Genomic DNA, 25,713 nt, shown 5'->3' on the forward strand with positions numbered 1-25,713 from the left:
GAGGGCGGTCTTTTTTGGTGTCTCCCCCACTTAAAGGAGGACGAACACGATGCAACACTGGAAAATGAAAGAAATCATGGTCATGATGATGCTCGCCGTCGCTTGCGGGGTCATCTATCTCGGTTGGTCAACACTCTGGTTACCGATGTCTGCGATCTTTGGACCTGTCGGTGCCAACTGGATGTTTGGGATTTGGATCATCGCGAGCCCGCTCGTCGCAGCAATCATTCAAAAACCAGGTGCCGCCCTCATCGCGGAAATCGTCGCGGCAGCCGTCGAGCTGTTCACGGGTAGTCACTTTGGTTTATCGGCTCTTCTAATCGGGGTCTGCCAAGGGCTTGGCGCGGAACTCGTCTTTGCGATGACGCGTTATCACCGTTATGACACCTGGACATTGATGTTATCGGGTGTTGGAGCCGCAATTGGTAGCATTGTCTATAGTCTGATCGCGAACGGATTCGGTTACTACACGACGACGACGTTGCTTGCGACAACAGGTTTACAATTGATTAGTGGTGCATTACTCGGCGGCTTGCTTGCAGCGATTCTCGTCCGTCGCCTTGTTGCGACCGGTGTCTTAAACGGGTTTGCGGCAGGACGTGCGAAACGGGAAGTCGCATGATTACTGTCGACGATCTCAGCATCCGCTATACGGGTCAGATAAAATCGGTGCTCGATCATGTATCGCTGACGATCGAGCAAGGAACGACCCTTTTGCTTGGACGCAGTGGGAGTGGCAAGACGACACTGCTTCATGCCCTAGCCGGACTGACACCGGAGACGATCGAAGTCGAACAGACTGGTACCGTTACCCGGTCCGGTTCGGTCGGAGTGCTGTTCCAAAATCCAGAAGAACAGTTCTGCATGGAAACGATCGGACGCGAAATCGCCTTTAGCTTAGAAAACCGGTCGATTCCACGTGCGGAGATGGAGGAACGCATTGAACGCTTACTCGCACTCGTTGGTCTCCCTCTCCCCTTCTCGACACCAATCGCGAGTCTATCCGGGGGGATGAAACAGCGCCTCGCGCTCGCCGCGGTCCTAGCGCTCGAGCCGACGATCTTATTACTCGATGAACCAACGGCTCAGATTGACCCGATCGGGCAACACGAGCTGATGGCGTTGATCTTTCGGATTCAGAAAGAACATGATTTAACGATCGTCTTGATCGAGCACCAACTCGATGTCTGTTTACCGTACATCGATCAGGTTGTCTTACTTGAGAACGGATCGATTACTGCGACGGCGCATCCGCAGGATTTGTTCCCGCAGGCTTATACAGAGCTTCAATCGAAAGGCATCGCTGTTCCTTCTTTGTATCCGTACACGTTAGAGACGTTACCCATAGATGGACCACAAGCAGCGCGACTTCACGTGCTTCCTCCAGTCGCTACAGCAGGCATTCCCTTGTTACACGTCGCTGCATTATCGACGAAAGCCCCTTACCCGCTAACCGATGCGACATTTTCCTTGCAGACAGGAGAATGGGTGATGCTGCTTGGGGCAAACGGATCCGGGAAAAGTACGTTGCTTGCAACACTCGGTCGGTTGCTCTCGCATCAAGGAACATATCGGTTCCAAGAACGTCCGGCTCAGCGTTACTCCCGGCGACGCTTTTATGAGCACGTTGGCTATGTCTTTCAACAACCGGATCTGCAGTTTCTCAAACTGACAGTCGAAGCGGAAATCGACTGGAGTCACCGGGCAGCGACGAGTGATGAGCGCACAGCGTTGCTCGAACGACTGGAACTCGCATCTGTCAAACAGCAGTCACCGCTTGCGCTTAGTACGGGGCAACAACGACGGCTCAGCGTCGCGACGATGCTCGGGCAGACGAAGGATGTGTTGTTGCTCGATGAACCGACGTTCGGACAGGACGGATTGACGACACGGCGGCTCATGGAACAGTTGTTGACGGAACAACAAAACGGAACGACACTCGTCATGGCAACACACGATATGGAACTCGTCGCCCGATACGCGGATCGTGTCCTCGTCATGGAGCAAGGCCGAATTGCCTTTGACGGAAGTCCGAGCGAGTTATTCGCTGATGTTCCGTTACTCGAACGCTGTCAGCTACAACGTCCACTTTCGTACCAATTCCAGGAGGTGAAGCGCCATGCAGACGAACGCGTCACCGTTCGCTAAACTCAATCCTGTCATCAAGGGTAGCGGATTGTTTTTGATCATGTTTGCCTTGATTGCAACGAACGACTGGGTCAAGACGTTGGTGTTCCTGAGTTTTGCTATCGCGCTGCTACTCCTCTCCGGGTGGGGTCCTCGCGATTTCTTGAAACGACTCGCACCTTACAGTCTATTATTCTTATTGACGTTCTGGATGATGGCAGCCTTCGGCAAAGGAACGAATCCTCTATGGTCGTTTGGTTGGTTTCATGTCACATCGGAAAGTGTCATGCACGGCTGGTTACTTGCCTTACGGATGGCAACGTTCGTCTGCTTAAGTTTCGCTTTCGTCACGACGACCGATGCGACCCGGTTCGTGATGAGCTTGATTCACCAAGCAAAGGTGTCGCCTCGCTTCGCGTACGGATTTCTTGCCGGGATCCGCTTTCTTCCACATTTGATCGAAGAAGTTCGCGTCTTACGGCAAGTCCGGATGATTCGGAACGTTCACAGTCGCTTTCCTGGTGATGCGTTCCTATCAATCGGCTTACCGCTCTTCTCGCGATCGATCCAGCGGGCAGAACGGATGGCGATCGCTTTCGAAGCCCGTCATTTTTCAGCAGAACGGACATATTATGAAGTGCCAGTCGTTCAGCGCCAGGATGTTATCTATCTCATGGTCATCCTCCTGTTCATCAGTCTTGTCTTTTGGCTATGATTACCGCCACCCGTATCCGGGTACATTCTAGCAAGACAGATTGAAGGAGAACGACATGAAACGAATCCTTTTGATTGGTGCAGGACACGCTCACCTGCATTGCATTACCAATGGACCCACAGAAGACGTCGAGTGGCTGATTTTAAATGCCTCGACGTACCAATATTACTCGGGCATGTACTCCGGACTTGCTGACGGAACGTACGATATCGATGAGATCCGTATCGACGTCGCCGCACTGTGTCGCGCCTATGATAAACAGTTCATCGAAGAGACCGTCATCAAAATCGACCCCGATGAAAAAGTCGTCTTCGGTGCATCCGGCAGACGCTACACCTATGACGTCGTCTCGACGAATATTGGCTCGTTCGATTGGGCGGAAGATACGACACGATTATCGATTAAACCGAACTACCGGTTACCCGATACATTAAAGCGTCTGCAACAAGCAAAGCGTCCAGTCTTGATTGGAAGTGGTGCAGCGGCCGTCGAGATGGCGGCGTCCTTAAAAGCAGCGGGTGTACCGATCACACTGATCACGGATCCAGAGTTACTTTCAAGACACCCCGCAGCGGAAGCGATTGCGAGACGGTTAAAAGAACTCGATGTATATTGGATCCGAGAACGTCCAATAGATGACGAACCACCACTCCGCTTCAAGCATCACTCTCCAATCGAGTCGGATGCGATCATCCGCTTAACGGGTGCGAAAGCACCGGCATTGTTTGCAGACAGCAAGCTCTATACGGAAGACGGGTTCCTACTCGTCAATGAACAGTTGCAAGCGCTCAATCATCCAAGTCTGTTTGCTGCGGGTGACGCGGCGACCCTCGTCGCCTATCCCGATATTCCAAAGAACGGTGTCACAGCTGTCCGGCAAGCACCAATCTTACTAGCAAATCTCTTACGGTACGTCCAGGAAGAGGCACTGCAAACCTATCGTCCGCAAACGAACTATTTGACGATTTTATCGATGGGACCACGTCATGCAGTTTCAATGTATGGCAATCAGTATTCGACTCACCCGTTCGGTTGGTACCTGAAGCGCTGGATCGATCAACGGTTCATGCGGAAGTATCGCCCTTAAAAGTGTGCGCCGGCGCACGCTTTTTTCTGTACACAAAAACAAGCCATGGACGGGTGTCCATGGCTTGTTGGATTAGACGGTTTGATTTCCTTTAACGTACGAGAGTAACGTTTCGTTGAACTTCTCTTGTTCATCAAGCAACATACCGTGCCCACTCTCTTCGAAGACTTCAAGTCGTGCATGTGGGATTCCCTTTTGCATTTCTTCCGCGAACTCGAACGGACAAACTTGGTCTTTTTTACCGTGGATGATCAACGTATCGACTTTGATGTTCTCGAGTTTTCCACGTAAGTCTTCATCACGTAATGCGATTGCTGACTGAATCGTACCGTGGGACGAAGCGGCGATGCTAAGACCATGGAACCATTGTTGAAGTGGTTCTGGATGCTCCTTCGCAAAGAAGATTTCCCCAAATCCTTTGAGCATCGACGGACGATCTTGTTTCGTGTCGGCAATCAACGCATCGACTTCTTCTTTCGTCATCCCGTATGGATAGCCATCTCGCTGTGTAAAGACAGGTGCCGCAGCTCCTGCGAGGACAAGTTTACTAACTTTTGAATCTCCGTATTGCAAGAGATAGGACAAGGCGATTCCTCCTCCCATCGAGAAGCCAAGCAACGTGACATTCGTTAATTTCAGCTGTTCGATGACTTCATTGACGTCAGACGCCATTGTCTTATAATCGTATCCCGTTGCCGGCGCATCTGATTTGCCATAACCGCGATAATCGATTCCGACGTAACGGTACCCTTCTTCGACGAGCAGATTCTTTTGATACTCGAACATGTTGTTGTTTGCCGGCCAGCCGTGTAAAAAGACGACCGGTTGACCCGACCCGACATCCTCGACATAAATTTTCGTGCCATCAACTGCTTGAATGAATGTACCCATCATAAAACCCCCATAGTAATAGATTGACCGTGCATGCATCTAATATTCCCGAGTCAAGATATGTTAAACATCTTAATGTTAAAGTATTATAGAAAATTCTGTCTATTATAGAAATTATGGTAAAATATAGTCACTAGGATAAAGGAGGTTTTTCATGAGACGCTATATACATACGGGTATTCTCGCAGGCGTAGTCTTACTTGCCGGATGCGGTAAAGAACAATACTTAGACCTTACATACGATGTTAATTACTGGGGCGGTATTTCGACTACCTTTGATGGGCAAGAGATACCGGATCTCCCGAAAAAACAAACCGCTGCTTTGTTGAAGGTTTGCCAGCAAAAACCAGACATGAAGCACTTACCTGATCGATATGTGCAACACGAAGGATTTGACTTATACTTCCTGCCTCCGAGTATCCAAGGGCGTGAGTTCCAACACGTCCGTTTCCTGTCAGACGAAAAAAAGGACTATCTGGCTTGTCAGCCGATTCGCCATGCGGATTATGCGGTCCATCAGATCAAGCGAAGTGATTATCCATTCGTCGATTGGTCAAAACAACCGGTTAAAGCTAAATCGACAGTCGTTCGCTTTGGACCCGTTCCAAAAGAAGTGACAGATCAACAAAAACAGGAAAACGAAGATCGTAAAGAAGTAAAAGAGCTCGGACGGTACCTTTTCCCGTCCTATCAACTATCTTTGCCACCGGAAGGACAACTCGTCGTCTACATGAAAGAGAAAGGCAAAGATAAAGAACAAACACTCTTTGAGACGACCGAGTCACTATCCGGTTCCGAATTGAATTTAGCTTTTCGCGCTAGTCCGGATGGTGGTGTCCAACAATCGTCGATCGAGCTGATGTTCAGTGGTGACCGTGTCGGATTCCCTTCGACGATTCAAGAATATATGAATGGACAAGCCTATCAGATTGAGCGAAAGCAACTGCCGGATACGATTGCGACAGGTCAGACTGTCCAGTTCGCAACCGTTCGGAAACAAGAGGACGGAAAAGTCGTCCAAGAAACATCGATATATTTGCGTTTTAATAAAACCTACACAAAACCAGTGAATTACGATTATGGATTCCTTCAAGCATCCACAAGCGATTATGTCGGTTTCATCCATCAATCACCGAAACAGCTCATCGATAGCGATTATAAGTTCGTCTCAGCAATACCGGATAAACTAGCGAAAAAAATCGCTCAGGAATTAAAAGAGACCGACGTCATGGAGCCACAAGGCACAAAACTAAAGCAGAAAAAATTAACGTTGATGCGCGAAGGGAAAAGCCAAATGTTCGAGCTGTATGAACGCAAACGCGCTAAAAAGCTTGAAATCTATGTCGTCAAACCAGGATCAAAGAACGGTGCCAAGCTGTCGGGTACGACCAGTGAAGCACTTAGTGAGGTGCTTAATCAATGAACAAACGTTACTGGATCGGACTAACACTCGGTGCAACGCTAGCATTAAGCGGTTGCCAAAGTGACGCGCCGAATTTCAAATGGGATTACTTATCGCAAATGTATGACGGAGGGCAATTCAACGAAAAAGAATCTCGCACCTTGTCAGCTAAAGAACGAACTGTCATTCAAAAAACGTGCGCGTCTAAAGTGAGCGATGCACCTACCGATTACGCTGTCGGCGATATCTATTCCGTCATGATGACAAATCCGTTCGAGGATTATGAAGGTCAAACCGTTCGTTACGTTCAATCCGGAAAGAAGACTTACTTATATTGCGAAACGCCATTAAAAAGTGGATATTATCCGCTAGCAAAGAAAGACGATGTCTTCAAGAAGACAGCTCTGACTACACAACGACAGAACTTTAACATGAAGCCTACTGTATTAAAAAAAGACGATCGGTTCATTCGTAATGAGAAGGTTGCCGATCACTCCGCTCGAACATTAGAGCTCCCAGGTTCAGGTTACCTTGTCATCGACGCGACGGATGTCACGAAAAAAGATACACGGACGACGATCTTTACGTACACGCATTCACTCACGCCATTTACACGTGACGTCAAACTCTATCTCGTCTACAATCAACAATTCGGTTCGACTTATGACGTGATGGTGCGCTTACCTGAGTTATACGGTGGACGTCATGTGGAACGCCCGATTCATTCGATGAAACAACCGGGCAAGGTCCGGTTCATCCCGGGTGACGGGACACCGGAACATTACGGAACGCTCATCGCAACGGAGAAAAATGGACGCGAATTCCGCTATGAATTATCGATTCGACATACGATGGAACGACCACCTGAACTTCAAGAGCCGGAACAGACAGCAGACGACGTCGTAGCGGATAACTTGGAAGTGACGCTATTCCATCAAGAGCAGTTCCAGCATGTCCGTTTTGAAGAAGATGATCAAGGAAATCGTATTTCGGAGAAAGGTCTCGATTGGGACAACATGATCATGATGACGAGTGATGAATCCGGAAAATTACAAAAAGCAATCAAGGCAAGTGAACAGGCTGACGTACGAGGAAAACGGGCGAAGTGGAAATATCTGACGTTCCGAGATGGAGTGAAAGGACAACAATACGAAGTTTATCTCGATAAGCGTCTCAAAAAGACCGATGTTTATTTAAAAGATTCGAAGCGTGACGTGTCGATTCACCTATCGGCGACAGGTCGTGACATCCTCCTTCCTTTGTTCGAGCAATACGAAAAATGATTCACGCCATGAAGACGAGATGCTGCAACAAATAAATCAAGGAACACCAGAAGATGAAAGCAATCCCCTCTCTTAACCACTCTGTACGCGTCAACGGTTCACGTAAGAAGGACACGCAAGCGAATAGTAAGACGAAGAAGTAGAGATAAATGAAGCCACCGCTCGTCAAGAAACCAAAGAGCAGGATCATACCCCCGAGGACGGACAGGCTAGAGACGACAGGTTTACGATATACCATACGGTGCCACCTCGTTTTATCTAGTTTGTTAGAATATACCCAGATTACGGAAAAACACTCTAATCTATAGTTACAAACAACACCCCTTGAGAGACTTCCTTTCAAGGGGTGTTGTTGGTTATTCCGTTGCGGCACTGTGATCAGCGACGATCGCATATTCCGTGACGGTATTCGACGTCACGAGCGGTTTGACTTCGGACGTTCCGTTATCCCGCTTATGGTGCACGCCTTTGTACGCTTGACTCTCTTGCCACGCATGGAATGCTGCTTGATTCGACCACGTCGTCATGATCGTGACGATGTCTTCTTCTTCCTGACTGATATCGACGAGGACTTGCATCCGGTGGAACCCTTCCATCCGTTCGATTCCCTTCGTCGTCTTAAAACGCGCTGCGACCTGATCTGCTGCACCTTTGATGACGTGTAACTGGTTCATGACGATCCACATGTTCTTTTCCCCCTTTTTTCGTCTTCAGTATACTAGAAGTCACGGGTCGTAGAAAACACGGATGCGTTATCGCTTGGTAACGTCAAGCGTTGGATCGTCTCTTTTCCGTCTACGCTCGTCGCGATCATCTCGAAGTAGAGCGAATGCGGGAACGCATCCGGTAACGGTTGGACGGTATGGAAACGTTCCTGATCTGCTACAGACAATGAGCGCTGCATTGGACGTAGTGGTGCGTCCCCATCAGCCGTCGTCTTATACGGCTCGAACCGGATCGATTTCATTTGTTGCGAACCATTCATACCGTAGGCGACAAGGTATCGACCTTCGTCCGTCGTCAACAAACGACCTTCGAACCAGTCCGTCTCCCTCGTCTGTTTCGAGCGAATGATTCGGTCGATTCGTTGTGCATCATCGGTTTGTTGCAGGAGCAAAAACAAGCGGTCGTGTTTCGCTTCAAGATACGCGACGGCGTAATGGTCAGACAGTCGTTCGACGAAGTAGACGTCGCGCGCTTCGATCGGCGTGTTCGTCATCTGTGTATATAACCGGGCGACTTGCTTCGCCGTAAAAGAAGCGGTCTCTTGACGTGGCTGCATCCCCGTCAGCGTTCCGAGCACGAGACCGAACAATAAGATGAGGAAAAGACGCCGTTTCATCAGTCGACCTGTTTGACGAGCAGATGATAGCTCATCCCTGGTGGATAGTCATCGATTCGTCCGACTTCGACGAATCCCTGTCGCTCATAAAACGGAAGCGCTTGAAATGAGAACGTCTCGACGCGGATTCGCTGAACACCCGCTGCTCGTGCCCATTCCTCCAGTTGACGGAGTAACTGAGTACCGAGCCCGCTTTCCCGTTCCTCTTCGACGACGAAGAACCATTCAATATGTAACCAGCCCCAGTACATTTCCCCTGAGATGCCACCGATTGGTTGATCGTCACGTGTCGCAAGTAATGTGACGGCTTGTATTCCCTCGGAGCGTTTCGTCGCATGAAACGGTGATCGCTCGACATTGTATTGGCGTACTTGCTGCCTAAGCCAGTCCTGTCCGTCCTCATTTTCATTAAGTTGAAATTGCAGCATGTCCAAACTCCTTTCTTGTTATAGTAGTAGTGGAGGTGAATCATATGGAGCCTACATTCCAGATTGATTGTACGAAGTGTTTTGGTTTATGTTGTACCGCACTCGCTTTTTCGAAATCCAGTGATTTTGGTCATGACAAACCGGAAGCGACACCGTGTCGTAATCTTGACGCGGACTACAGCTGTCGCATCCATGACCGATTACGCGACAGCGGCTACAAAGGCTGTACCGTCTATGATTGTTTCGGTGCCGGACAGCATCTGTCACAGCAGACATTCGAAGGCGATGATGCACCTAAGCGACGCCAAGCAATCTATGCTGCCTTCCCGAAGATGGTTCATTTGTTTGAGATGATGTGGTACATAACCGACGGGAAACGCGATGTCACGCGTGACATTCACGATCAACTCGATGAGACGCTTGCCGCACTGACTCGGTACGCGGCATTACCAGCCAATCAATTTGAACGACTTGACTTGATACCGGTTCGTCAAACCGTCCGACCACTCCTTGAAATGATTGCGTCACGTGTTCAAGCTCAGTATAGCGGAAGACGCGACCAGACACCACGCGACTGGGTCGGAAAACAATTACCAAGACGTGATTTCACAGGTGCCAGTGTTCAGAACCAGTGGTTGCTTTCGACGAACTTATCGCGCAGTAACCTGCGCGGAGTCAACTTTCTCGGGGCGGATTTGCGAGACTGTAACGTCAAAGACGCCGATCTGACGGATGCACTCTTTTTGACACAGGCACAAATCAATGCGGCAATCGGCAATGCAGCGACGCAGTTACCGCGTCGCTTACTCCGTCCGTCCCATTGGCGTTAAACAGAAGCGAACGATAAGGAGGCACGTTTTCGGTCGATTGATCCGAAAGCGTACCTCCTTTTGCTTGTTATCGTTTACCGAGCGTAAAGCCGTCAAAATAACGCCCGCCGAATGGTGCGAGATAATCATCGACTAACGCGACGACCTCTCGTCGGTCATCCGATTGATAATACAACTCGAATGCCATTGTGTGTCGACTGGCATAATCTTCGTCAAACTCCGCAAGAGCACGGATCGCCCACTTCCCTTGCCCAATGAAACGACGATTGGCGCGAAGGACGAACTCGATGCTCTGTTCATATAAACGTGACGCAATCGCTAGACCTTCCGCGCGGTTCGTCACACTCTCGAAGTCGTCGAGCATATCACTTAAAAAATAACGTGCGCGCTCTTGTTCCGAAGTCGTCCACGCAATCGGTCCGTCCGCCAATTGTTGAACGGCTTCCTGATGGATAGATGCAAGTCGCGGATGATCCTCGATCGTCCAACTGTCAGCAATCATTCGTTGCAGGGACGGGCGACCACGTTCCCGATCACTCTCGAAAAAATGTGCAATCGTCTCAAAGGAATGGACGAATGCTTCGACCGGGACACCGTCATGGATGAACGACTCCCGGTACGCCTGACCTCGACTTGCTTCAAAAATGATCACATCGACATCTGATTGTGCGGTCGCTTGCCCTCGCGTATGGCTACCGGCAAGTAAAACAGCACAGTGATTCGGGTACCGTGACGCGACGAGCGGCATGATCCAGTCGCACCACTCCATGCGTGTCCACTTAGTCTTCAACTTGTTCACCGATTCCGGAGAAGACGGCCAGTTCGTCACCCGGTACGGCAACGATCGTCGCGTCGGCTCGGTGTGGCGCGAGACCGATATCGATCGCCCACGATTCATAATATGTATCCGATCCGTTCAGGACGAGCGTTTGTCCGTTGCTAAACGTTAGGAATAAGTGCGGTGCCGTCTTTCCGATCCGGACACCGGTGATGCGTTCCGCGTGAAGCGAGACGATCAAGTGTAACATCTCTTCCTTCGTCGCATGGCGGACGACCCAGTCCTGTGTCGTCTCGACATCGCCATAAAACAGACGATCCGTCTCGATCCGAAGTCGTAGTTCAGGCGCAGTCGTATCGAATAAATTGATGAATTCGAGCGTGACGTAGCCTGCGACATGGACCGTCGCTAATTGTGTACCGATGAAATAGGTCGTCAAGAGCTGACGGGCGAGTTGATGATCTTCTTTGTTCATGATGAGCACCTCATTTAAAAAGAATGAATGGTATCGGGATGAGTCCGAGAAACTTACTTCCACTCAATTTACCACAAATTAGTCGATACGAACATGAGAAGAAAGGCATGTTTTCGGTTTTCTGCGGCACGGAGGTGAGAATACGGTATACTGATGAGGAACTGACGTCGATCGTGATCGACAGAGAGGAGCTCCATTCATGCAATATTTCTACATGAGACCCTATCCGGATGATCCAGACTGTTCTACACAACAAGAGGAAGCCGACAAGATTGATGTGACGACACGTGTCATCGAGACGCATGATTCGGCCAAACGACGGACGGAATTAGAACAGATGCTCGAGACACTTCAGACGGGAGACGAAGTCATCGTCACGCATCTCTACATCTTAGCAGACTCGACGCGGCACTTGATCGAGATGCTCGAGCACATGGAGACACGCGGTGCGACGCTGTGGTCACTCCGCGAACAGATTCGGACGAGCGAGCGTGCCTCGTTGTCGTTTCTTGAAACGGCACGCCACCTGGTCCAGCTGCAAAGTGATGTCATCAGCATGTCGACGCGTGCCGGACTCTCAAAAGCAAAAGAACAAGGAAAGCAGACCGGTCGACCGCGGAAGCCGGATGAAAATGTCCGCCGCGCGATCGCGATGTATCAAAGTAAAAACTATTCGCTCGCTGATATCCGCGAACAGACCGGTATTAGTAAAAGTACGTTGTACCGATATCTCGAAAGCGAGACAATCGATGCAACGGATAAAGGCTGACTCCATCATGGAATCAGCCTTTTTTTCAGCTATTTTGCTTTAAGGTGTTGCCGAGCCATTTTTGGAGGGCTTTTCCGCCTTCATAGAACGAGCTGTCTCGTAATTCATACGTATGACCACCTTGTTCAATCAAGTCGAGGAACGTATTCCCGACATCCCGGTTTTCCCATTTCCGCTGATCCGTCAAATACTTGAAACCGAAGTTACATTCGACGTTGAAGATGATGTGGAAGGGTTCCTTGAACGATTGGACGGCACGAATCATCTCGATCAAGATCATCCGTTTCGGTGATGACGCTTCGAACGTATCGAACAGTGTCGTCCGGCGTCCGTGAAACTCGATGACGCGGATTGCGCGACCGGTATCCGCTTTAAAATCATAACTCGTCCGAATCGAGACGATGATCTCGCGTTGGTCTGGTTGTACTGGCATGGTGTATCGCTTCCTTTCTCTCGGTCGATTATAGCATGGACCTGCTTGAATTTAATAGATATCAACGACTCGGTCTCAAGAAGGATTGTCGTAACCCAAAATTTGTCTTATACTAAAATTACCAAATACATAAAGGAGCGTTTTCGTGAAACATCTATTTTCGATACTCCTCTCGGCGAGTCTTTTGTTCACGGGTTGCTACTGCACTCTCGATGAACGGACGGATGAGCCGCACTTCAAATCACGTGCCCGCTCCATCTCCTCGTACCATACCTTCGACATCGAATATGCGAAAGGACTACGGAAGGAGCAAGTCTCGAACCGAACAGTCACCGTGACGGATTCGAACGGTGAACGGATGCAAACGGAGATTGAAGTCCTTGACGGCAAAGAAATCCGAATCAAACCACCGCGCTCTGGATACAAAAAAGGACGCCGCTACATCATCCACATTCGGGATTCGATCGACGCCCGTAAACAAGTCCATACGAATACGATTCGGGAACGAACCTTCACTGTCGACCGCTGACAGACAAGGTTCGTTTTTCATTTGGATCGAGCCGGAAAGACGGTGTAACTCATCGAGATGATTCCATCGATCACGAGGACGAGCCCCCACAGTTGTAACGTCCGTAAAAGACTCTCCGTCTGCTCAGCATCTCCCAGCCAGAGAATCATGGCACCGAGTAACGTACCACCAATCAAAAAGGCTAGTACGTGACGATAGAAACCGTTGCGTTCCCGTCGCGCACGCGATATCCGTTCTTTTGCTACGTGCTCTTTTAGGACAAAACGGCGGTAGACTCCATCCGCCCAGGCAATCATCTGCTTCCCGAAAGCGAGTGAGACACCGATATAGATCGCAGCAAGTCCGTGCGCGAGCGTTGCGGTACTGCCGCGACTTAAATCAAACACTGTTAAGACCAGTAAGACGATATCAATCACCGGCGACATCGCCATAAATCGAAAACCGAGTCTTTCGCGCCTGAATCCATAACGAACGATCAGTCCGGCGACGATGAATACCCAAAATAGAATCTCACAACAGACGATTGCCCACGCGACGAGTTGCATATCAATCCTCTCCTTTTTTAATACGACTGTATCATAAAGATAACACCTCTTTCATCGCTTGACTAGTCTTTTTAATACATTCGTGCTAAAAAAGATGATATACTTGAGACATGCCAAAACAAGTCAATCACGAAGAACGCAAACGCCTCATCGCCGAAGCGACGTGGCGCACGATTTCTCAAGTCGGTATTGAACAAGCCAGTGTCCGGACGATCGCCAAGGAAGCGGGACTCTCACTGGGTGCCTTGCGATATTACTTCACGACCCAGGACGAGTTGCTCCGCTTCTCGATGGACCTCGTCCAAGAACGGGTCCAAGCACGCATCACAACCATTTTCGAGAAAGGAGGAACCCCGGAAGAAACGTTATGTGACGTCTTACTTGAGGTCTTACCTTATGCACCCGAGCATCAGCTCGAGATGCATGTCTGGTTTCAATTCATGATGTCCGCGTATTCATCGCAAGCGACGGAAAATCCGGACGATATCTACCATATGGTTCAAGTACTGTTGACACAGATTCCGGACGGTACACTTCGCGCGGGCTTAGACATTGAGCTTGAGAGTGAACGGCTCGCAGCACTCGTTGATGGGTTAGCCTTTCATGCTCTGTTTCGACCAGAACGATTACCAAAAGAACGCCTGCGTCATGTGCTCGTCCATCACTTGAACGCCCTCTTCGTCCGTCCTTTAGCGATCGACGACAAATAACCCGCTGTTCCCTTTGCGCGCGAGGGAAACAGCGGGTTTTTCATCGTCTTGCTTCTACGAGAATCAACGATAAGGAGCGAATCAAGAAGAACGTCAAAAACGCTGCCCAGACGCCCTGATTTCCAAAAGTCGGTGTCAGCAGGAGGACGACCGCAAAACCAATTCCTGCTTGAATCATCGAATTCCGAACGGGTGTTGCTTCAACCCGCCCGGCAAAGATTCCTTCATAGATCATCGCCCAACCGGCGAGGAGCGGTAGGATGATGATCCAGAAGTAATAATCGCGCGCCGCGTCTAGAATTGCCTCTTCTGAAGTGAACAACTGTAGGAGCGGTGTCTCAAGGAAGAGGAGCACCAGTGACCAGAAGACGACCGAGTAGAATCCAAACGTCCGTGCCAAACGGACACTCTTCCGGTATCCTGCCTGATCCTGATGCCCTCTCGCCCGACCGACGAGAACCGTTGACGCATGACCGAGTCCACCGAACCAGTAAGAAATCAGATACTGGATTTGTAGCAGGATCGCGTTGGCTGCGAGGATATCCGGTCCGAATTGTCCACCAGCACGTGTGAACCAGCCGGTGACGAGTAGAAGGAAAATCGTGCGAATGAACAAGTCACGATTGACTTGAAAGAATTGACGGTACGCTTGCCATGCCGTCAAGGCGCGCCATTCATCACGCGTCATCGCCAAATGACCACGAATCAGGTACAGACTACAGACGACGATGCTGATCTCCGCGATGACGGTCGCAACCGCGATTCCAGCAACACCGGCATCCAATCCGTAGACGAATCCGATATCGAGAACGACATTGACTCCTGTACTGAACAATTGGACGAACAAGGCGTGCTTGACCTGACCGGTACCAATCAACCAGCCGAGTAACGCATAACCCATCAACACGAACGGTGCGCCGATCATCCGGTATGAGATATACGTCTTGACCGCGTCTAGCAAGTCAGCGGGTGGTGCAAGTAAGTACAGTCCGATTTGCTCGAGCGGCTGTCGAAACAACAGGATAAGTAGACCGATGCAGGCTGCTAGAAACAACGGTCGGTAGAGGGACGTCCGTAAGGCATGTATGTCATTCGCCCCGCTTGCTTGGGCACTGAATCCTGTCGTACTCACTTTTAAGAAACCGAACAACCAGTAAATCGTATTGAAGAAGACGGCTCCGACGGCGATGCCGCCGATCGCCCGCGGATCACCGGATTGACCGATGACGATCGTATCGGTCACACCAAGCAAGGGTGTCGCAATACTTGAGAGAATCAGCGGATACGCGAGTAACCAGTACGTTTTGTGGGTCGGTTGTGCGTTCACCATGTTCCGGCCTCGACGAATCGTTGGGTATACGCACCACCTGATTCCAATCGATCAATCAAATCAACAGCGCGACCGTCACGTAAGACGAGTATTTCCGAACAGAGGCGCCGGATGAAATCAATATCGTGCGAGATCAATACAAGACTGACACCGAGTGTCTGCTGCAAGCGTTCCAGTAGCTCGATGATCTGCGCCCGAGAGACGACATCAAGTCCCGTCGTCGGCTCATCCATCACGATGATGTCGGGTTCAATCGAAATCGCGCGGGCGATCGCGGCACGCTGAATTTGTCCCCCACTCAATTGATGGGGCACTCGATCGAATAACTGCTCCTCGACCCCGACAGCAAGTGCGAGGGCTGTAATGAGATTTTCTTCTGACGTCGCTGGGAAATGCCGCAAGATCGGACGATGCCGACGAAACGGTTCAAGAATCGATTCCCGCACCGTCCATTCTGGGTTAAAGGAAGCGAGAGGATGTTGAAAGACGGCTTGAATAGCTCGTCGCTCGTTTCGGTGCCCACTCGGAAAAGCCTTTTCATGTAAGGAAATCAAACCATGCGTGGGTTTGAGCAGACCGAGGATCAATCGTCCGAGTGTCGTCTTGCCACTCCCACTCTCCCCGATGATGCCAATCGACGCCTTTTTCGTCACGTGAAATGAGATATTCGACAAGATAGACTGACCCTTTATCTGATAAGTAAGATCTGTTACGGATAAGACTGGTGACATGAACTCTTCCTTTCTTCCAGTGATGTACGATGCGCTTGCATCAAGCTCATCGTGAACGGATGACGACTTTGCTCGATCATCTGTGGTGTTCCCGTCTCGACGATTCGTCCATCCTGCATTAAGACGAGTTGCTCCCCGTAATGTAAGGCAGGTCCTAATTCGTGGGTGACGAACAAAATCGTTGCCCCGTACTGGTGTTGGTATTCGGTCAACCAGTCGAGTAAACGACGTGTCAAGACGGGATCGAGTGCCGTCGTTAATTCATCCGCTAAAATCAACCGTGGTTTTAAGGCGACGGCAAACAGGATCGCAAACCGTTGCAATTGCCCACCGCTCAACTCTCCTGGATATCGGTCCAACCAGGTCGGGTCCAACTCAAGTGTTCGCAAGACGTCATCGATATAAGGATGATTGATCTTGCGCCCATGTGCGCGATATGTATCCCGTAACATCTGACGCATCGTTAAAAACGGAAGAAACGCATCGGTATACTGCTGCGGTATGTAACCGATATCGAGACAACGTCGCAGGGGTTCGTCCGAGATGACTTCTCCCTTCGACGACATCCCGTCCGGCAATCGATCCAGTAATCGTTTCAGCAAGAGCGTCTTACCGCTCCCGCTCGCTCCGACGAGACAAATGAATTGGTGAGCCGGTAGCGATAGATTCACGTCATGCAGAAGGACGTGTTTCGCCCGAACGTGTAAGCTCCGAATCTGAATCATTTACGTGTCCTCCTTTTTTCTTCATCCACCGCGTCCATCCCATCGTCGCGACGACGGTCAAGACGATGCACGCACCTGGCAAAAGCATGAGCCGGGGTGCCGAACTGAAATAAGGACGTCCTTCGTTCAACATCGCTCCCCACTCTGGCAGTGGTGCTTGGACACCAAGCCCGATATAAGAGAACGCCGATAAGAATAAGATGACTTTGCCGACATCCAAACTCATTAACACGACGACTTGCCGAATGATAGTCGGAAGGATGTGGCGTCGTAAGATCATCCTGTCTGTTAACCCGTTGATGCGTGCCATGCTGATGTATGGCTTTTGCATCGTCTCGGTCACGAGTGTCTCACTTAATCGCGCGTAGAAAATCCATTTGATGAGTAATATCGCAAAGATCAAACTTTGAGGACTAGCACCAAATAGTCCGGCAATAACGAGTGCTAGAACGGTGTCTGGAAAAATCACGAGACCATCTTCTAACCGATGAATCCACCGCTTGAGACGTCCATCATAAAAACCGGCTAGACAACCAAGGCAGGTACCGATGCACGCTGTGAGCAACACAGTAAGTAGGCTGAAACCTAAGGATATCAAACCAGCTAAAAAAAGACGAGCTGCGAAATCTCGTCCTAAACCGTCTGTTCCGAGCCAATGTTCAAATGAAGCAGGCTCAAGTCTTTTCGCTACGTTGGTATTAAACGGATTAATATATACGGTATATGAAATAAATATGAGTAGACATCCCCCGAAAATAAACCATCTTTTTTTCATGTATGTGTTCCCTTCTGCCAATCTGGTCGTAACGCCCGGTTTAGCGACCGGATACCTTGATGCAAGACAAGAATGATGCCTGTCGTCAGCAAGATGTACCCTTGGATCAGTGGGTAATCGCGTTGCAAAATCGCATCGACCATTAATTTTCCGACACCTGGATACGCGAACAGGACTTCGAGGACGACGACACCCCCGGCAAGACTGCCGAGCGTCAGACCAAACACGGACAGGACCGGTGGCACACTGCCGCGTAACGCATAACGCCAAAGGATCGTTCGCTCGGATATCCCACGCATCCGTGCCAACTCGATGTACGGTTGGTTCAGTTCACGGCGTAGATTCAGTCGAATCAATGGAATATAGACGCTCGCAAGTGGAAAGCCGAGCGATAGAGCCGGGAGGACGAGTGACGTCATCCCTTCCCGTCCCATTACAGGTAACCATCCGAGACGGACGGCAAACAGGTCGACGAGCAACAGACCGATCCAAAAACCAGGCACGGCCGCTCCGCTCATGCTGACAAGGTGCGCGAGACGGACGACGCTTCGGCGCGTCGTCAAGGCGCTACCGATTCCTAGGGGTAAGGCGATTAATAAAGCGATCGTAAGACCACCAAGTGCCAGCTCCGCTGTCACGAGATAACTCTCTAACAACATCTCAATGACCGGTCGTCCCGTCTGTAACGAGTTTCCGAGATGTAAGGTAAATATGTCTTGCAGCCAACGGACGTACTGGACGAGCATCGGCTGATCGTATCCTAATTCACGGCGCGCGGCCTCGATTTGTTCGGGCGTTGCTGATAATTCATCGATATTCAATAACGTCAAGACCGGATCACCCGGCAGTAACCGTAACAAGACAAAACAACTGAACGTGATGAGTAGAGTGAATAGACTCAGCGATAGCAGTCGTTTGACGATCGAACGCATCAATCGGTCACCTGCAACGTGTTCGTGATCATGTAATATTCACTCTTTTCCGTTTTCCATCCTTTGACGCGTTTGCTGTCATAGGCGACGAGTGTTGAAGGATGGAGCAAGAAGCTATTGTAGCGTTTCTCGTCGACATATCGCGCGATTTGCTCCGCAAGCCGTGAACGCTCCTCGATCTGAATCGTTTCATTTAACGTCTCGATCTGTTTCGTCAACTTCGGATCCGCGACACGACTGAAGTTCAGTCCCCCGTTCGGATGATAGGTCGCGTTCAAATAATATCCAGCATCCCCACGCGGAGCTGTCAGATTGCTGTACGTCGCGATATCCCAGTCCCGGTTACTTGCCATGTATTCTTCTGGGACATCGATCTGTTTAATCGTGATCGCGACACCAATCTTTTTCGCGTCATCTTGAATGACTTGAGCGATCAACGGCAGGTCTGGTCGAGCCGCATACGTCAATAACGTCAGCTTTAAAGGACGACCGTCCTTTTGCATCCGTCCATCTTGCTTCGTATAACCGGCTTGTTTGAGCCATTCCTCAGGCGTCTTCTGCTCTTGTTGCGGATAGTTCGGAGCAAATGGGAATGACGATAGGAATGGACCACGTGCTGGCACCGCATATCCTTGGAGGACGTGATCGACGAGTTGCTTTCGATTGATCAAAGCATCCATTGCCTGTCGGACTTCAAGCGATTGCATCGGACCGTTCGCGACATTCATTGTCAACTGATGGACACGGAACGTATCCGTCGCTTGGACTGTCAACCCTTCAGACTTCAACTGCTTGACACTCTCGATTTCCGGTCGATAGACGATGTCCGCCTGTCCGGCACGCAAAGCGTTCGTCCGTGCGCCAGCATCTTCGTTGAAGACAAAATCAACGGAATCAAGTTTCGCTTGTTCTTGCCAATAGGACTTGAAACGTTTTAACTCGACTTTTGTTCCCGGAGCGAACCGCTCGACTTGGAACGGACCGGTTCCCATCGGTTCCTTCGTCACCCCGCTCGCTTTCGTGTCAATGATTGCTGTGTTCGGATTGACGAGTTCCGAGATGAACTCTGGATATGTCGTCTTCGTTTGAATGAGCAGATCGGGTCCGTCCGTTTTGATCGTCTCGATATTCAAGGCATTCTTGACACCTGGATTTTCGTCGATTGAGCGTTCGAGAGACGATTTGACGGCTGCCGCATCAAGTTGTTTCCCATTATGGAACGTCACGTCTTCCTGTAAGACGATCCGCCATGTTCGCTTTCCTTCGTAGGACCATTTTTTCGCAAGCCATGGCTCGACCGTCAATCGTTCGTCATCAAGACGGACGAGCGTCTCCGTCACCCCTGCGCGAAGCGGAACATAACTGCTATCCCGATGCGGATCGAGCGATTGTGTCGCGAAGTTATAGACAAACGTCAAATGGTTTTGCTCTTGTGGCTTATCAGAAGCAGCACAACCGGCAAGTGTCAAACCGAGGAAGACACTGCCGATGAGGCTCGCAGTTTTATATGTAGACATTGTTCTCCACCTTTAATTCGGAATAATTACGTTTTACATCATATCGTAACGATTCCGATTTAACAAGCGTCTTTTCTATTTCTCTATATTGAATTCGCCATCAAAAAAATACCGAATCAACTACAAGCGAACAGCTCGTGTGATTCGGTAGCGGTGTATTTCTTATAAGACGTCGACGAATTGTTTTGCTTGACGCTCGAGTTGTTTCGCTGAATCAGCCAATTGATCGAACTCACTGACCGTATGCTCGAGTTGACCCGTACTGTCCTTGACCTTAGAGGAAATGCGCTCGATGCTGTGCGAAACATCTTCAATCCGCTCAACGATCCCTTCAATGTTGTTCTTAATCTCCCCGATTGAGTGGGACACTTTGTTCGACAGGTTTCGGACTTCGGTCGCGACGACATCGAACCCACGCCCATGTTCGCCAGCACGTGCCGCCTCGATCGCCGCATTCAAGGCGAGTAGATTCGTCTGCGCCGCAATATCACGGATCGTCTTGACGATATCGGTGATCGAATTCGCATCCTTCCGTAAGGCAACAAGGCTCGACAGATTCTCGACGGACTCCGCCTCGACTTGTTGGACGGTCGCCAGCACGTTCAGACCGTCCTGACGACCACTCTCCGATTTGACAGTCAAGAACGCGGACGTCTCGTTGAGTTCAGCTGCCATCCGTAAGACGTCCTGTTGGCGAATCGTAATGTCCGATGCAATTTTCGAGACACCGACAACCCGGCGCCCGTCATCCGAATAGATCGGCATATACGTCGCTTCGAGCCATTTTTGTTGCCCATCGGCAGCCCGGCGTTCAATCTTGTCCTGATAGGTGATGCCTTGCATCAATTTGCGCCAAAATAACTCGTAATCTGGACTATTGACGTACGCAGGAAAGCAAAGGTCACGGTGGTATTTACCGATTAGCTCTTCCACTTCATACCCCATCGTCCGGGCAAACAACTCGTTGACATATGCGACTTTCCGTCGATCGTCGAAGCGAATGATTGCCAGATTTTGCTCGATTGCTCGAATGACTTGTGTGTCGGTGACGTGTGCTGCCTGTTCTTGCATCGACATGCCGATTCCTCCCCGGATTCAAACTCAAGGTCATAATGCTCCTTTTGTCATATTATCCCTTATATCGACAGGTTCCTGCCATTTTAAACTGTAATCTAGTAAATAAGATACGATTATTAATACGCACTCCATCCACCATCGGCGACGACGATCGCCCCGTTAACAAAACTTGCCTCGTCAGACACGAGGAACAATGCCAATTTTGCGATCTCATCCGGCTGACCGGCACGTGGATTGAGTCCCATGCCAAGCATTGCGCGGCCCATCCCGAATTCATTCAGGTTCGTCATCGATTGGCCGATGTTCGTCTCGACGGCTCCAGGTGCGATCCCGTTACAGCGGATTCCCTCTCCGGCGTAAAAGAAGGCGGTATTCTTCGTCAGACCAATGACGGCATGTTTGGAAGCGGTATAGGCTGCTCCTGCCCGGGCACCGTTCAGACCACCGATCGAGATGTTATTCAAAATGACACCACCTTTTACTTCCTTGAAATGCTTGACCGCTTCGCGCATCAGACGCATCGTTCCCGTCGTATTGACGGCGAGAACGTGATCCCAGCGTTCATCGGAGATGTCTTCCACTCCCTCCATTCCGTCCATGATACCGGCATTGTTGACGAGAACGTCCAGTTTGCCGTAAGCCTCAAGCGCTTGTTGGACGAGTTCTGTTGCTGCGTTAGGCTCGGCGATATCACTTACAACAGCCATCGCTTCTCCACCCGCTGCCTTGATGGCAGAGACGATCCGTTCGACGGTATCCAATCGAATGTCCGCTGCGACGATCCGTGCGCCTTCTTGTGCAAACAATTTGGCCATGGCTTCACCCATTCCTGAGCCAGCTCCCGTGACGATGATCGTTTTACCTGTTAGTCGCATCATGAATCATCCTTTCGTTTATCGTGATACTAATCTATTCCCGAAAAAGGCTCTAGTTTAGTCAAACGTCATGTCGATTCCATGAAAAAAAACCGACGATTTTCGTCAGGTCCTGCAGTTAATGCGTTGCAATTGTTTCAATGCGACATCGACGTTGAGCTGCTTTCCGGTTTTCTCCGATTCTCGGAACATGCTCGGATTAAATAATCTAAATTGATGATTGATCCAGTTTTGTCGATAGATTTCGTGTGCTTGTTTTATGATTTCTTCGTCTGACAACTGTTTCATGTCTATATCCGCGCAGTCGAAATCATCTACACCAAACTCGAAACCACAGCATGGACAAATTTCGTTACTCCCCGCAAAGTGTTCATAATATGGTGGATCTTCAAGTTTATTGCATCCACACACAGGACAGATATAATACGGATCGTTTAGTTTCAAAGATACGATGCCTCCTTATATAATGATCATTCTTATAACTATCGTAACCTATCCAACCATTACTTTTGAGATGAAGTCATGTTATGAATACATGAAAAAAAGACCCGACGAGTTCGTCGGATCTTTGGACTTGCTTATTGCAGTTCGCGGCTCTTTTCTTCTTGTTCGTTGTTCGATTTATTTTTTGCTTCAAATTCAGCGCGTGTCATGACGTCCTCGACGTGCATGTTGACTTCGACGACTTCAAGTCCTGTCATGTCACTGATCGATTTTTTAATTTTAGCGACCGTCTCTTGGAAGATTGACGGAATGTTTTTACCGTATTCGACGATGACTTTCAAATCGAGTGCGACTTGGCGTTCGCCGACTTCAGCACCGATTCCTTTCGTGATGTCTTCCGAACTCCGGAGACGATCCGTCAGTCCACTCATGAATCCACCACTCATTGACAAGATGCCTGTCACTTCATTCGATGCGATCCCTGCGATTTTTTTGATAACTTGATCTTCGAACGTCAATTTATTCTCGCGTACCACTTCGTTTTCAGTTGTTGTGTTTACTTCGTTTGCCATTTGAAATCTCTCCTTTTGAATGTGTAGTTAGATATATATGAATCAGTCCCGTTGAAAGAACTGAATCCACCCTTCGATATCGAGCGCACCATCGCGCCACTTCCCAATCAAGAATCCGATCGCGGCGAAGGCAACGATGAGAATTGTCGGACCAAAGCCAATCGTCAAGAATAAGATGGCGAGGATTAGACCGACAAGTCCTCCGATCAGTCGGAACCGATACGGGTAAAGTGCTTCCCTTGTCTTCATGTTCCCTCTCCTCTCTTAGACGACACGTTCCGATGTTTTTGTTTTCGTGTCACTGATTGTGACCTTCGTACTCGTGACCGGCAACTCGAGTAAGGATTCGACGGCTTGTTTAGCGCGTTCTTGGATATCCTTCGCGATCGTCGGCAGTCCCTCTTGCCCGAAGACGGAGCAATCGACTTTTAAAGCGACCGTCTCTTTTTTCGAGTGAATGTCGGCATGGACTCGCGGTGTCCGTACGCCTCCAATCCCACGAATCGACTCCAAAGCCGTCCGTTCGATCGTTTCCTTTGAAATCGTGATCGTTCCGTCACCCGTTTGAATCAACAGACGTTGACCTTTCGAGCGGCTGAATAATCCTGTGAATAATAGAATGACGAATACGAATGCTAAAAATCCTCCGATGGATAGAACGGTATAGCTATACCATTGCTGATCCTGCCACTGCTCAATCAATGAACTGAGCCGTGGAACATCATACACACCGAGCACAAGCAGCCCGACACTGACGAGTCCGAGTATGCCTATGATGACGAGTAAGAATCGATTGAACCCATTCATCTGCACCTCTCCTTTACGATTGTTAACCTCTTTCACCTAGGTGATTCAACACATGAACTATTATGTGTATGGTGTATTTATTCCCGTTCATTCGAACCCGAAACATCTACATACACTTTTGTTAAAATGTTCATATATTCTGATTATTCAGACTATAATTAACGAAACAAGTGGATTATTTACTATATTTAACGAAAAAAGACCTCTTTCAACTAAAAAGAGGTCAACACTTTAATCCATTTATCATTTCCCGTATACTTCGTCAACACGTTTTTTGAAAATGATCATTCTACTTCGATCGGAATGGCAAAATAACCGTTTCCTTCTTCCCACCCTGCTCTAATCTGATAGACATATTTTCCACGGGTCGTTGGTAAAGTGATATTTTCTACGTCCTGAAACGTTTTAAGCTTTTTTCCATTTGCAACGGACCATAACTCAACGGCAACAGTTTTTGGATGCGGACCATTTCGAAAAAGAATCGACATCTGTTCTTCCGGTGCAACGCGTTCACTTTGTTTCTTTTTTACTTGTTCAACGGGTCCAACCTTTGCATCAGCTGTCTCTCCTAAAAAAAGTCCCGACCACGTATAAGTTCCTAAGTACACCTTTGCTTCACGATTTTCAATCGTCACGTCAGGTGCTGGTGGTTGATGGCGGAAAGGATCCAGCGAGAAGAGTAACCCTAAACTAATCAGCACTATACCAATAAACGTTTGTTGTTTCACGAGGCAACCTCCTACAAAATGTTTTTAAATCAATAAAAGCGGCAATACCTTTCAAGGAGTACGTTATTCAAAAGGAGGAGTTCAGATGATTCAGGATAAAGTCGTCATCATTACAGGGGCATCAAGCGGGATTGGGGAAGCAACCGCTAAAGAACTTGCAAAACAAGGAGCAAAACTCGTTCTTGCTGCACGCCGGGAAGATCGTTTGCAAGAACTCGTCAAAGCCGTTGAAGCAGAAGGTGGTCAAGCCGTCTATCAAGTGACGGACGTCACTGATCGCGAACAAGTCGACGCACTTGCTAAGCTTGCGAAAGACAAGTTCGGCTCAGTTGATGTCATCGTCAACAACGCGGGATTGATGCCACTATCACACCTCCATAAAAATCAACAGGATGAATGGAACACGATGGTCGACGTCAACATCAAAGGTGTTCTCCACGGAATCGGAGCCGTCCTCCCGTACATGCGCGAACAAAAAAGCGGGCACGTCATCAACATCTCGTCCGTCGCAGGTCACGAAGTCATGCCGTCAAGCGCCGTCTATAGTGGTACGAAATTCGCCGTTCGCGCCATCACGGAAGGTCTTCGTAAGGAAGAATCGGTCGACAATCACATCCGCGCAACGATCATCTCACCGGGAGCAGTCGATACGGAATTGAAGGACCATATCTCGGATGACGAGATCAAACAAGGAATTGGTGACTTAAAAGCCATCGATGCGAGCGCGATTGCGCGTGCCATCGCCTATGCCGTTAACGAACCAGAGGATGTTGCGATCAACGAGATCTTGATTCGTCCAACGGCTCAACGTTAATTATTTGTAGATTTGTAGATTTGTAGACAGGACCCCTCATTA

33 protein-coding genes are annotated in these 25,713 nt (G+C 49.3%); 11 read left to right on the forward strand and 22 right to left on the reverse strand.

Translation table 11 applies throughout. From position 1 onward, the window contains the following. Positions 1-49: 49 nt before the first annotated feature. The 4 genes from KNQ08_RS05000 to KNQ08_RS05015 are packed head-to-tail and all read left to right on the forward strand — an operon-like array spanning position 50 to position 3,929. On the forward strand, positions 50-622 hold the full coding sequence (locus KNQ08_RS05000) for an ECF transporter S component (RefSeq protein ID WP_214804950.1): 573 nt from the start codon (positions 50-52) through the stop codon (positions 620-622). Continuing rightward, positions 619-2,148 carry an ABC transporter ATP-binding protein gene (locus tag KNQ08_RS05005; RefSeq protein WP_251133622.1) on the forward strand — a complete coding sequence of 510 codons (1,530 nt, stop codon included), beginning with the start codon at positions 619-621 and terminating at the stop codon, positions 2,146-2,148. Before KNQ08_RS05000 ends, KNQ08_RS05005 begins: the two co-directional genes overlap by 4 nt. Then, positions 2,120-2,842, forward strand: a complete 723-nt coding sequence (locus KNQ08_RS05010) for an energy-coupling factor transporter transmembrane component T family protein (protein WP_214804952.1) — start codon at positions 2,120-2,122, stop codon at positions 2,840-2,842. Before KNQ08_RS05005 ends, KNQ08_RS05010 begins: the two co-directional genes overlap by 29 nt. Before the next feature lie 55 nt (positions 2,843-2,897). Continuing rightward, on the forward strand, positions 2,898-3,929 hold the full coding sequence (locus KNQ08_RS05015; RefSeq protein WP_214804954.1) for an NAD(P)/FAD-dependent oxidoreductase: 1,032 nt from the start codon (positions 2,898-2,900) through the stop codon (positions 3,927-3,929). A 72-nt stretch (positions 3,930-4,001) separates the two neighbouring features. Here KNQ08_RS05015 and KNQ08_RS05020 read toward each other — a convergent pair whose 3' ends face one another. Beyond that, positions 4,002-4,820 (reverse strand): alpha/beta fold hydrolase, encoded by an 819-nt coding sequence (locus tag KNQ08_RS05020; protein ID WP_055968162.1) that lies wholly within the window; start codon positions 4,818-4,820, stop codon positions 4,002-4,004. A gap of 154 nt (positions 4,821-4,974) precedes the next feature. On the opposite strand from KNQ08_RS05020, the gene KNQ08_RS05025 reads away from it, so the two are divergent. Further along, positions 4,975-6,243: a hypothetical protein gene (locus tag KNQ08_RS05025; protein WP_214770140.1), complete on the forward strand. Its 1,269-nt coding sequence runs from the start codon at positions 4,975-4,977 to the stop codon at positions 6,241-6,243. Next, positions 6,240-7,505, forward strand: coding sequence for a hypothetical protein (locus KNQ08_RS05030; RefSeq protein ID WP_214804956.1), 1,266 nt, complete (start codon positions 6,240-6,242; stop codon positions 7,503-7,505). Before KNQ08_RS05025 ends, KNQ08_RS05030 begins: the two co-directional genes overlap by 4 nt. Position 7,506: 1 nt before the next feature. Here KNQ08_RS05030 and KNQ08_RS05035 read toward each other — a convergent pair whose 3' ends face one another. The 4 genes from KNQ08_RS05035 to KNQ08_RS05050 form a co-directional block, all read right to left on the reverse strand. Further along, on the reverse strand, positions 7,507-7,743 hold the full coding sequence (locus KNQ08_RS05035) for a hypothetical protein (RefSeq protein WP_214770144.1): 237 nt from the start codon (positions 7,741-7,743) through the stop codon (positions 7,507-7,509). 118 nt (positions 7,744-7,861) lie between these two features. After that, positions 7,862-8,191: an antibiotic biosynthesis monooxygenase gene (locus tag KNQ08_RS05040; protein ID WP_214770146.1), complete on the reverse strand. Its 330-nt coding sequence runs from the start codon at positions 8,189-8,191 to the stop codon at positions 7,862-7,864. Positions 8,192-8,223: 32 nt separating this feature from the next. Further along, complete coding sequence (locus KNQ08_RS05045) at positions 8,224-8,847, reverse strand: hypothetical protein (RefSeq protein WP_214770149.1); 624 nt, start codon at positions 8,845-8,847, stop codon at positions 8,224-8,226. After that, positions 8,847-9,275, reverse strand: coding sequence for a GNAT family N-acetyltransferase (locus KNQ08_RS05050; RefSeq protein ID WP_214804958.1), 429 nt, complete (start codon positions 9,273-9,275; stop codon positions 8,847-8,849). The genes KNQ08_RS05045 and KNQ08_RS05050 overlap by 1 nt, the downstream gene beginning before the upstream one ends. 44 nt (positions 9,276-9,319) lie before the next feature. Here KNQ08_RS05050 and KNQ08_RS05055 point away from each other — a divergent pair, with 44 nt between their 5' ends. Continuing rightward, positions 9,320-10,105, forward strand: a complete 786-nt coding sequence (locus KNQ08_RS05055; RefSeq protein ID WP_214804960.1) for a pentapeptide repeat-containing protein — start codon at positions 9,320-9,322, stop codon at positions 10,103-10,105. A 67-nt stretch (positions 10,106-10,172) separates the two neighbouring features. Here the strand turns inward: KNQ08_RS05055 and KNQ08_RS05060 are convergent, their stop codons facing one another. Next, positions 10,173-11,003, reverse strand: a complete 831-nt coding sequence (locus KNQ08_RS05060; RefSeq protein WP_251133623.1) for a nucleotidyltransferase domain-containing protein — start codon at positions 11,001-11,003, stop codon at positions 10,173-10,175. Then, a complete protein-coding gene (locus KNQ08_RS05065) occupies positions 10,885-11,358 on the reverse strand; it encodes a hypothetical protein (protein WP_029341746.1) in 474 nt (157 codons plus the stop codon). The genes KNQ08_RS05060 and KNQ08_RS05065 overlap by 119 nt, the downstream gene beginning before the upstream one ends. A 199-nt stretch (positions 11,359-11,557) precedes the next feature. On the opposite strand from KNQ08_RS05065, the gene KNQ08_RS05070 reads away from it, so the two are divergent. Further along, positions 11,558-12,127, forward strand: a complete 570-nt coding sequence (locus KNQ08_RS05070) for a recombinase family protein (protein ID WP_064299856.1) — start codon at positions 11,558-11,560, stop codon at positions 12,125-12,127. Positions 12,128-12,152: 25 nt separating this feature from the next. On the opposite strand, the gene KNQ08_RS05075 is transcribed toward KNQ08_RS05070, so the two are convergent. Then, a complete protein-coding gene (locus tag KNQ08_RS05075; RefSeq protein ID WP_023468357.1) occupies positions 12,153-12,560 on the reverse strand; it encodes a hypothetical protein in 408 nt (135 codons plus the stop codon). 145 nt (positions 12,561-12,705) lie between these two features. Here KNQ08_RS05075 and KNQ08_RS05080 point away from each other — a divergent pair, with 145 nt between their 5' ends. After that, a complete protein-coding gene (locus KNQ08_RS05080; RefSeq protein WP_029341748.1) occupies positions 12,706-13,089 on the forward strand; it encodes a hypothetical protein in 384 nt (127 codons plus the stop codon). Between the two features lie 17 nt (positions 13,090-13,106). On the opposite strand, the gene KNQ08_RS05085 is transcribed toward KNQ08_RS05080, so the two are convergent. Continuing rightward, the gene (locus KNQ08_RS05085; protein WP_149427387.1) at positions 13,107-13,634 is read right to left on the reverse strand and encodes a hypothetical protein; all 528 of its coding nucleotides are present in this window, start codon (positions 13,632-13,634) and stop codon (positions 13,107-13,109) included. A 110-nt stretch (positions 13,635-13,744) separates the two neighbouring features. Between KNQ08_RS05085 and KNQ08_RS05090 the strand changes: the two genes are divergently transcribed. Continuing rightward, complete coding sequence (locus tag KNQ08_RS05090; protein WP_133207306.1) at positions 13,745-14,344, forward strand: TetR/AcrR family transcriptional regulator; 600 nt, start codon at positions 13,745-13,747, stop codon at positions 14,342-14,344. 40 nt (positions 14,345-14,384) lie between these two features. Here KNQ08_RS05090 and KNQ08_RS05095 read toward each other — a convergent pair whose 3' ends face one another. From KNQ08_RS05095 to KNQ08_RS05155, 13 genes are all read right to left on the reverse strand, one after another. Further along, a complete protein-coding gene (locus KNQ08_RS05095; RefSeq protein ID WP_214804962.1) occupies positions 14,385-15,674 on the reverse strand; it encodes an MATE family efflux transporter in 1,290 nt (429 codons plus the stop codon). Continuing rightward, a complete protein-coding gene (locus KNQ08_RS05100; protein ID WP_064299853.1) occupies positions 15,668-16,405 on the reverse strand; it encodes an ABC transporter ATP-binding protein in 738 nt (245 codons plus the stop codon). The genes KNQ08_RS05095 and KNQ08_RS05100 overlap by 7 nt, the downstream gene beginning before the upstream one ends. After that, positions 16,384-17,130, reverse strand: a complete 747-nt coding sequence (locus tag KNQ08_RS05105) for an ABC transporter ATP-binding protein (RefSeq protein WP_214804966.1) — start codon at positions 17,128-17,130, stop codon at positions 16,384-16,386. Before KNQ08_RS05105 ends, KNQ08_RS05100 begins: the two co-directional genes overlap by 22 nt. Continuing rightward, a complete protein-coding gene (locus KNQ08_RS05110; protein ID WP_251133624.1) occupies positions 17,078-17,905 on the reverse strand; it encodes an ABC transporter permease in 828 nt (275 codons plus the stop codon). The genes KNQ08_RS05105 and KNQ08_RS05110 overlap by 53 nt, the downstream gene beginning before the upstream one ends. Then, positions 17,902-18,837, reverse strand: a complete 936-nt coding sequence (locus KNQ08_RS05115) for an ABC transporter permease (protein WP_214770170.1) — start codon at positions 18,835-18,837, stop codon at positions 17,902-17,904. The genes KNQ08_RS05110 and KNQ08_RS05115 overlap by 4 nt, the downstream gene beginning before the upstream one ends. Then, complete coding sequence (gene nikA / locus KNQ08_RS05120; RefSeq protein WP_214804970.1) at positions 18,837-20,354, reverse strand: nickel ABC transporter substrate-binding protein; 1,518 nt, start codon at positions 20,352-20,354, stop codon at positions 18,837-18,839. The genes KNQ08_RS05115 and nikA overlap by 1 nt, the downstream gene beginning before the upstream one ends. Before the next feature lie 162 nt (positions 20,355-20,516). Continuing rightward, positions 20,517-21,431, reverse strand: a complete 915-nt coding sequence (locus KNQ08_RS05125; RefSeq protein ID WP_023468367.1) for a methyl-accepting chemotaxis protein — start codon at positions 21,429-21,431, stop codon at positions 20,517-20,519. Between the two features lie 116 nt (positions 21,432-21,547). Next, positions 21,548-22,306, reverse strand: a complete 759-nt coding sequence (locus tag KNQ08_RS05130; protein WP_149428140.1) for a glucose 1-dehydrogenase — start codon at positions 22,304-22,306, stop codon at positions 21,548-21,550. Between the two features lie 105 nt (positions 22,307-22,411). Then, on the reverse strand, positions 22,412-22,594 hold the full coding sequence (locus KNQ08_RS05135) for a hypothetical protein (protein WP_214804972.1): 183 nt from the start codon (positions 22,592-22,594) through the stop codon (positions 22,412-22,414). A 290-nt stretch (positions 22,595-22,884) separates the two neighbouring features. After that, complete coding sequence (locus KNQ08_RS05140; protein ID WP_023468370.1) at positions 22,885-23,322, reverse strand: Asp23/Gls24 family envelope stress response protein; 438 nt, start codon at positions 23,320-23,322, stop codon at positions 22,885-22,887. A 42-nt stretch (positions 23,323-23,364) separates the two neighbouring features. After that, positions 23,365-23,571, reverse strand: coding sequence for a DUF2273 domain-containing protein (locus KNQ08_RS05145; RefSeq protein WP_035397250.1), 207 nt, complete (start codon positions 23,569-23,571; stop codon positions 23,365-23,367). Between the two features lie 15 nt (positions 23,572-23,586). Beyond that, the gene (gene amaP, locus KNQ08_RS05150; protein WP_023468372.1) at positions 23,587-24,129 is read right to left on the reverse strand and encodes an alkaline shock response membrane anchor protein AmaP; all 543 of its coding nucleotides are present in this window, start codon (positions 24,127-24,129) and stop codon (positions 23,587-23,589) included. Positions 24,130-24,413: 284 nt separating this feature from the next. Continuing rightward, positions 24,414-24,857, reverse strand: coding sequence for a hypothetical protein (locus tag KNQ08_RS05155; protein ID WP_149427394.1), 444 nt, complete (start codon positions 24,855-24,857; stop codon positions 24,414-24,416). An 85-nt stretch (positions 24,858-24,942) separates the two neighbouring features. Between KNQ08_RS05155 and KNQ08_RS05160 the strand changes: the two genes are divergently transcribed. Continuing rightward, positions 24,943-25,671 carry an SDR family oxidoreductase gene (locus KNQ08_RS05160; RefSeq protein WP_023468374.1) on the forward strand — a complete coding sequence of 243 codons (729 nt, stop codon included), beginning with the start codon at positions 24,943-24,945 and terminating at the stop codon, positions 25,669-25,671. Positions 25,672-25,713 lie beyond the last annotated feature (42 nt).

This window comes from Exiguobacterium sp. s46, from assembly GCF_018618875.1.
Classification (GTDB): Bacteria; Bacillota; Bacilli; order Exiguobacteriales; family Exiguobacteriaceae; genus Exiguobacterium_A; species Exiguobacterium_A abrahamii.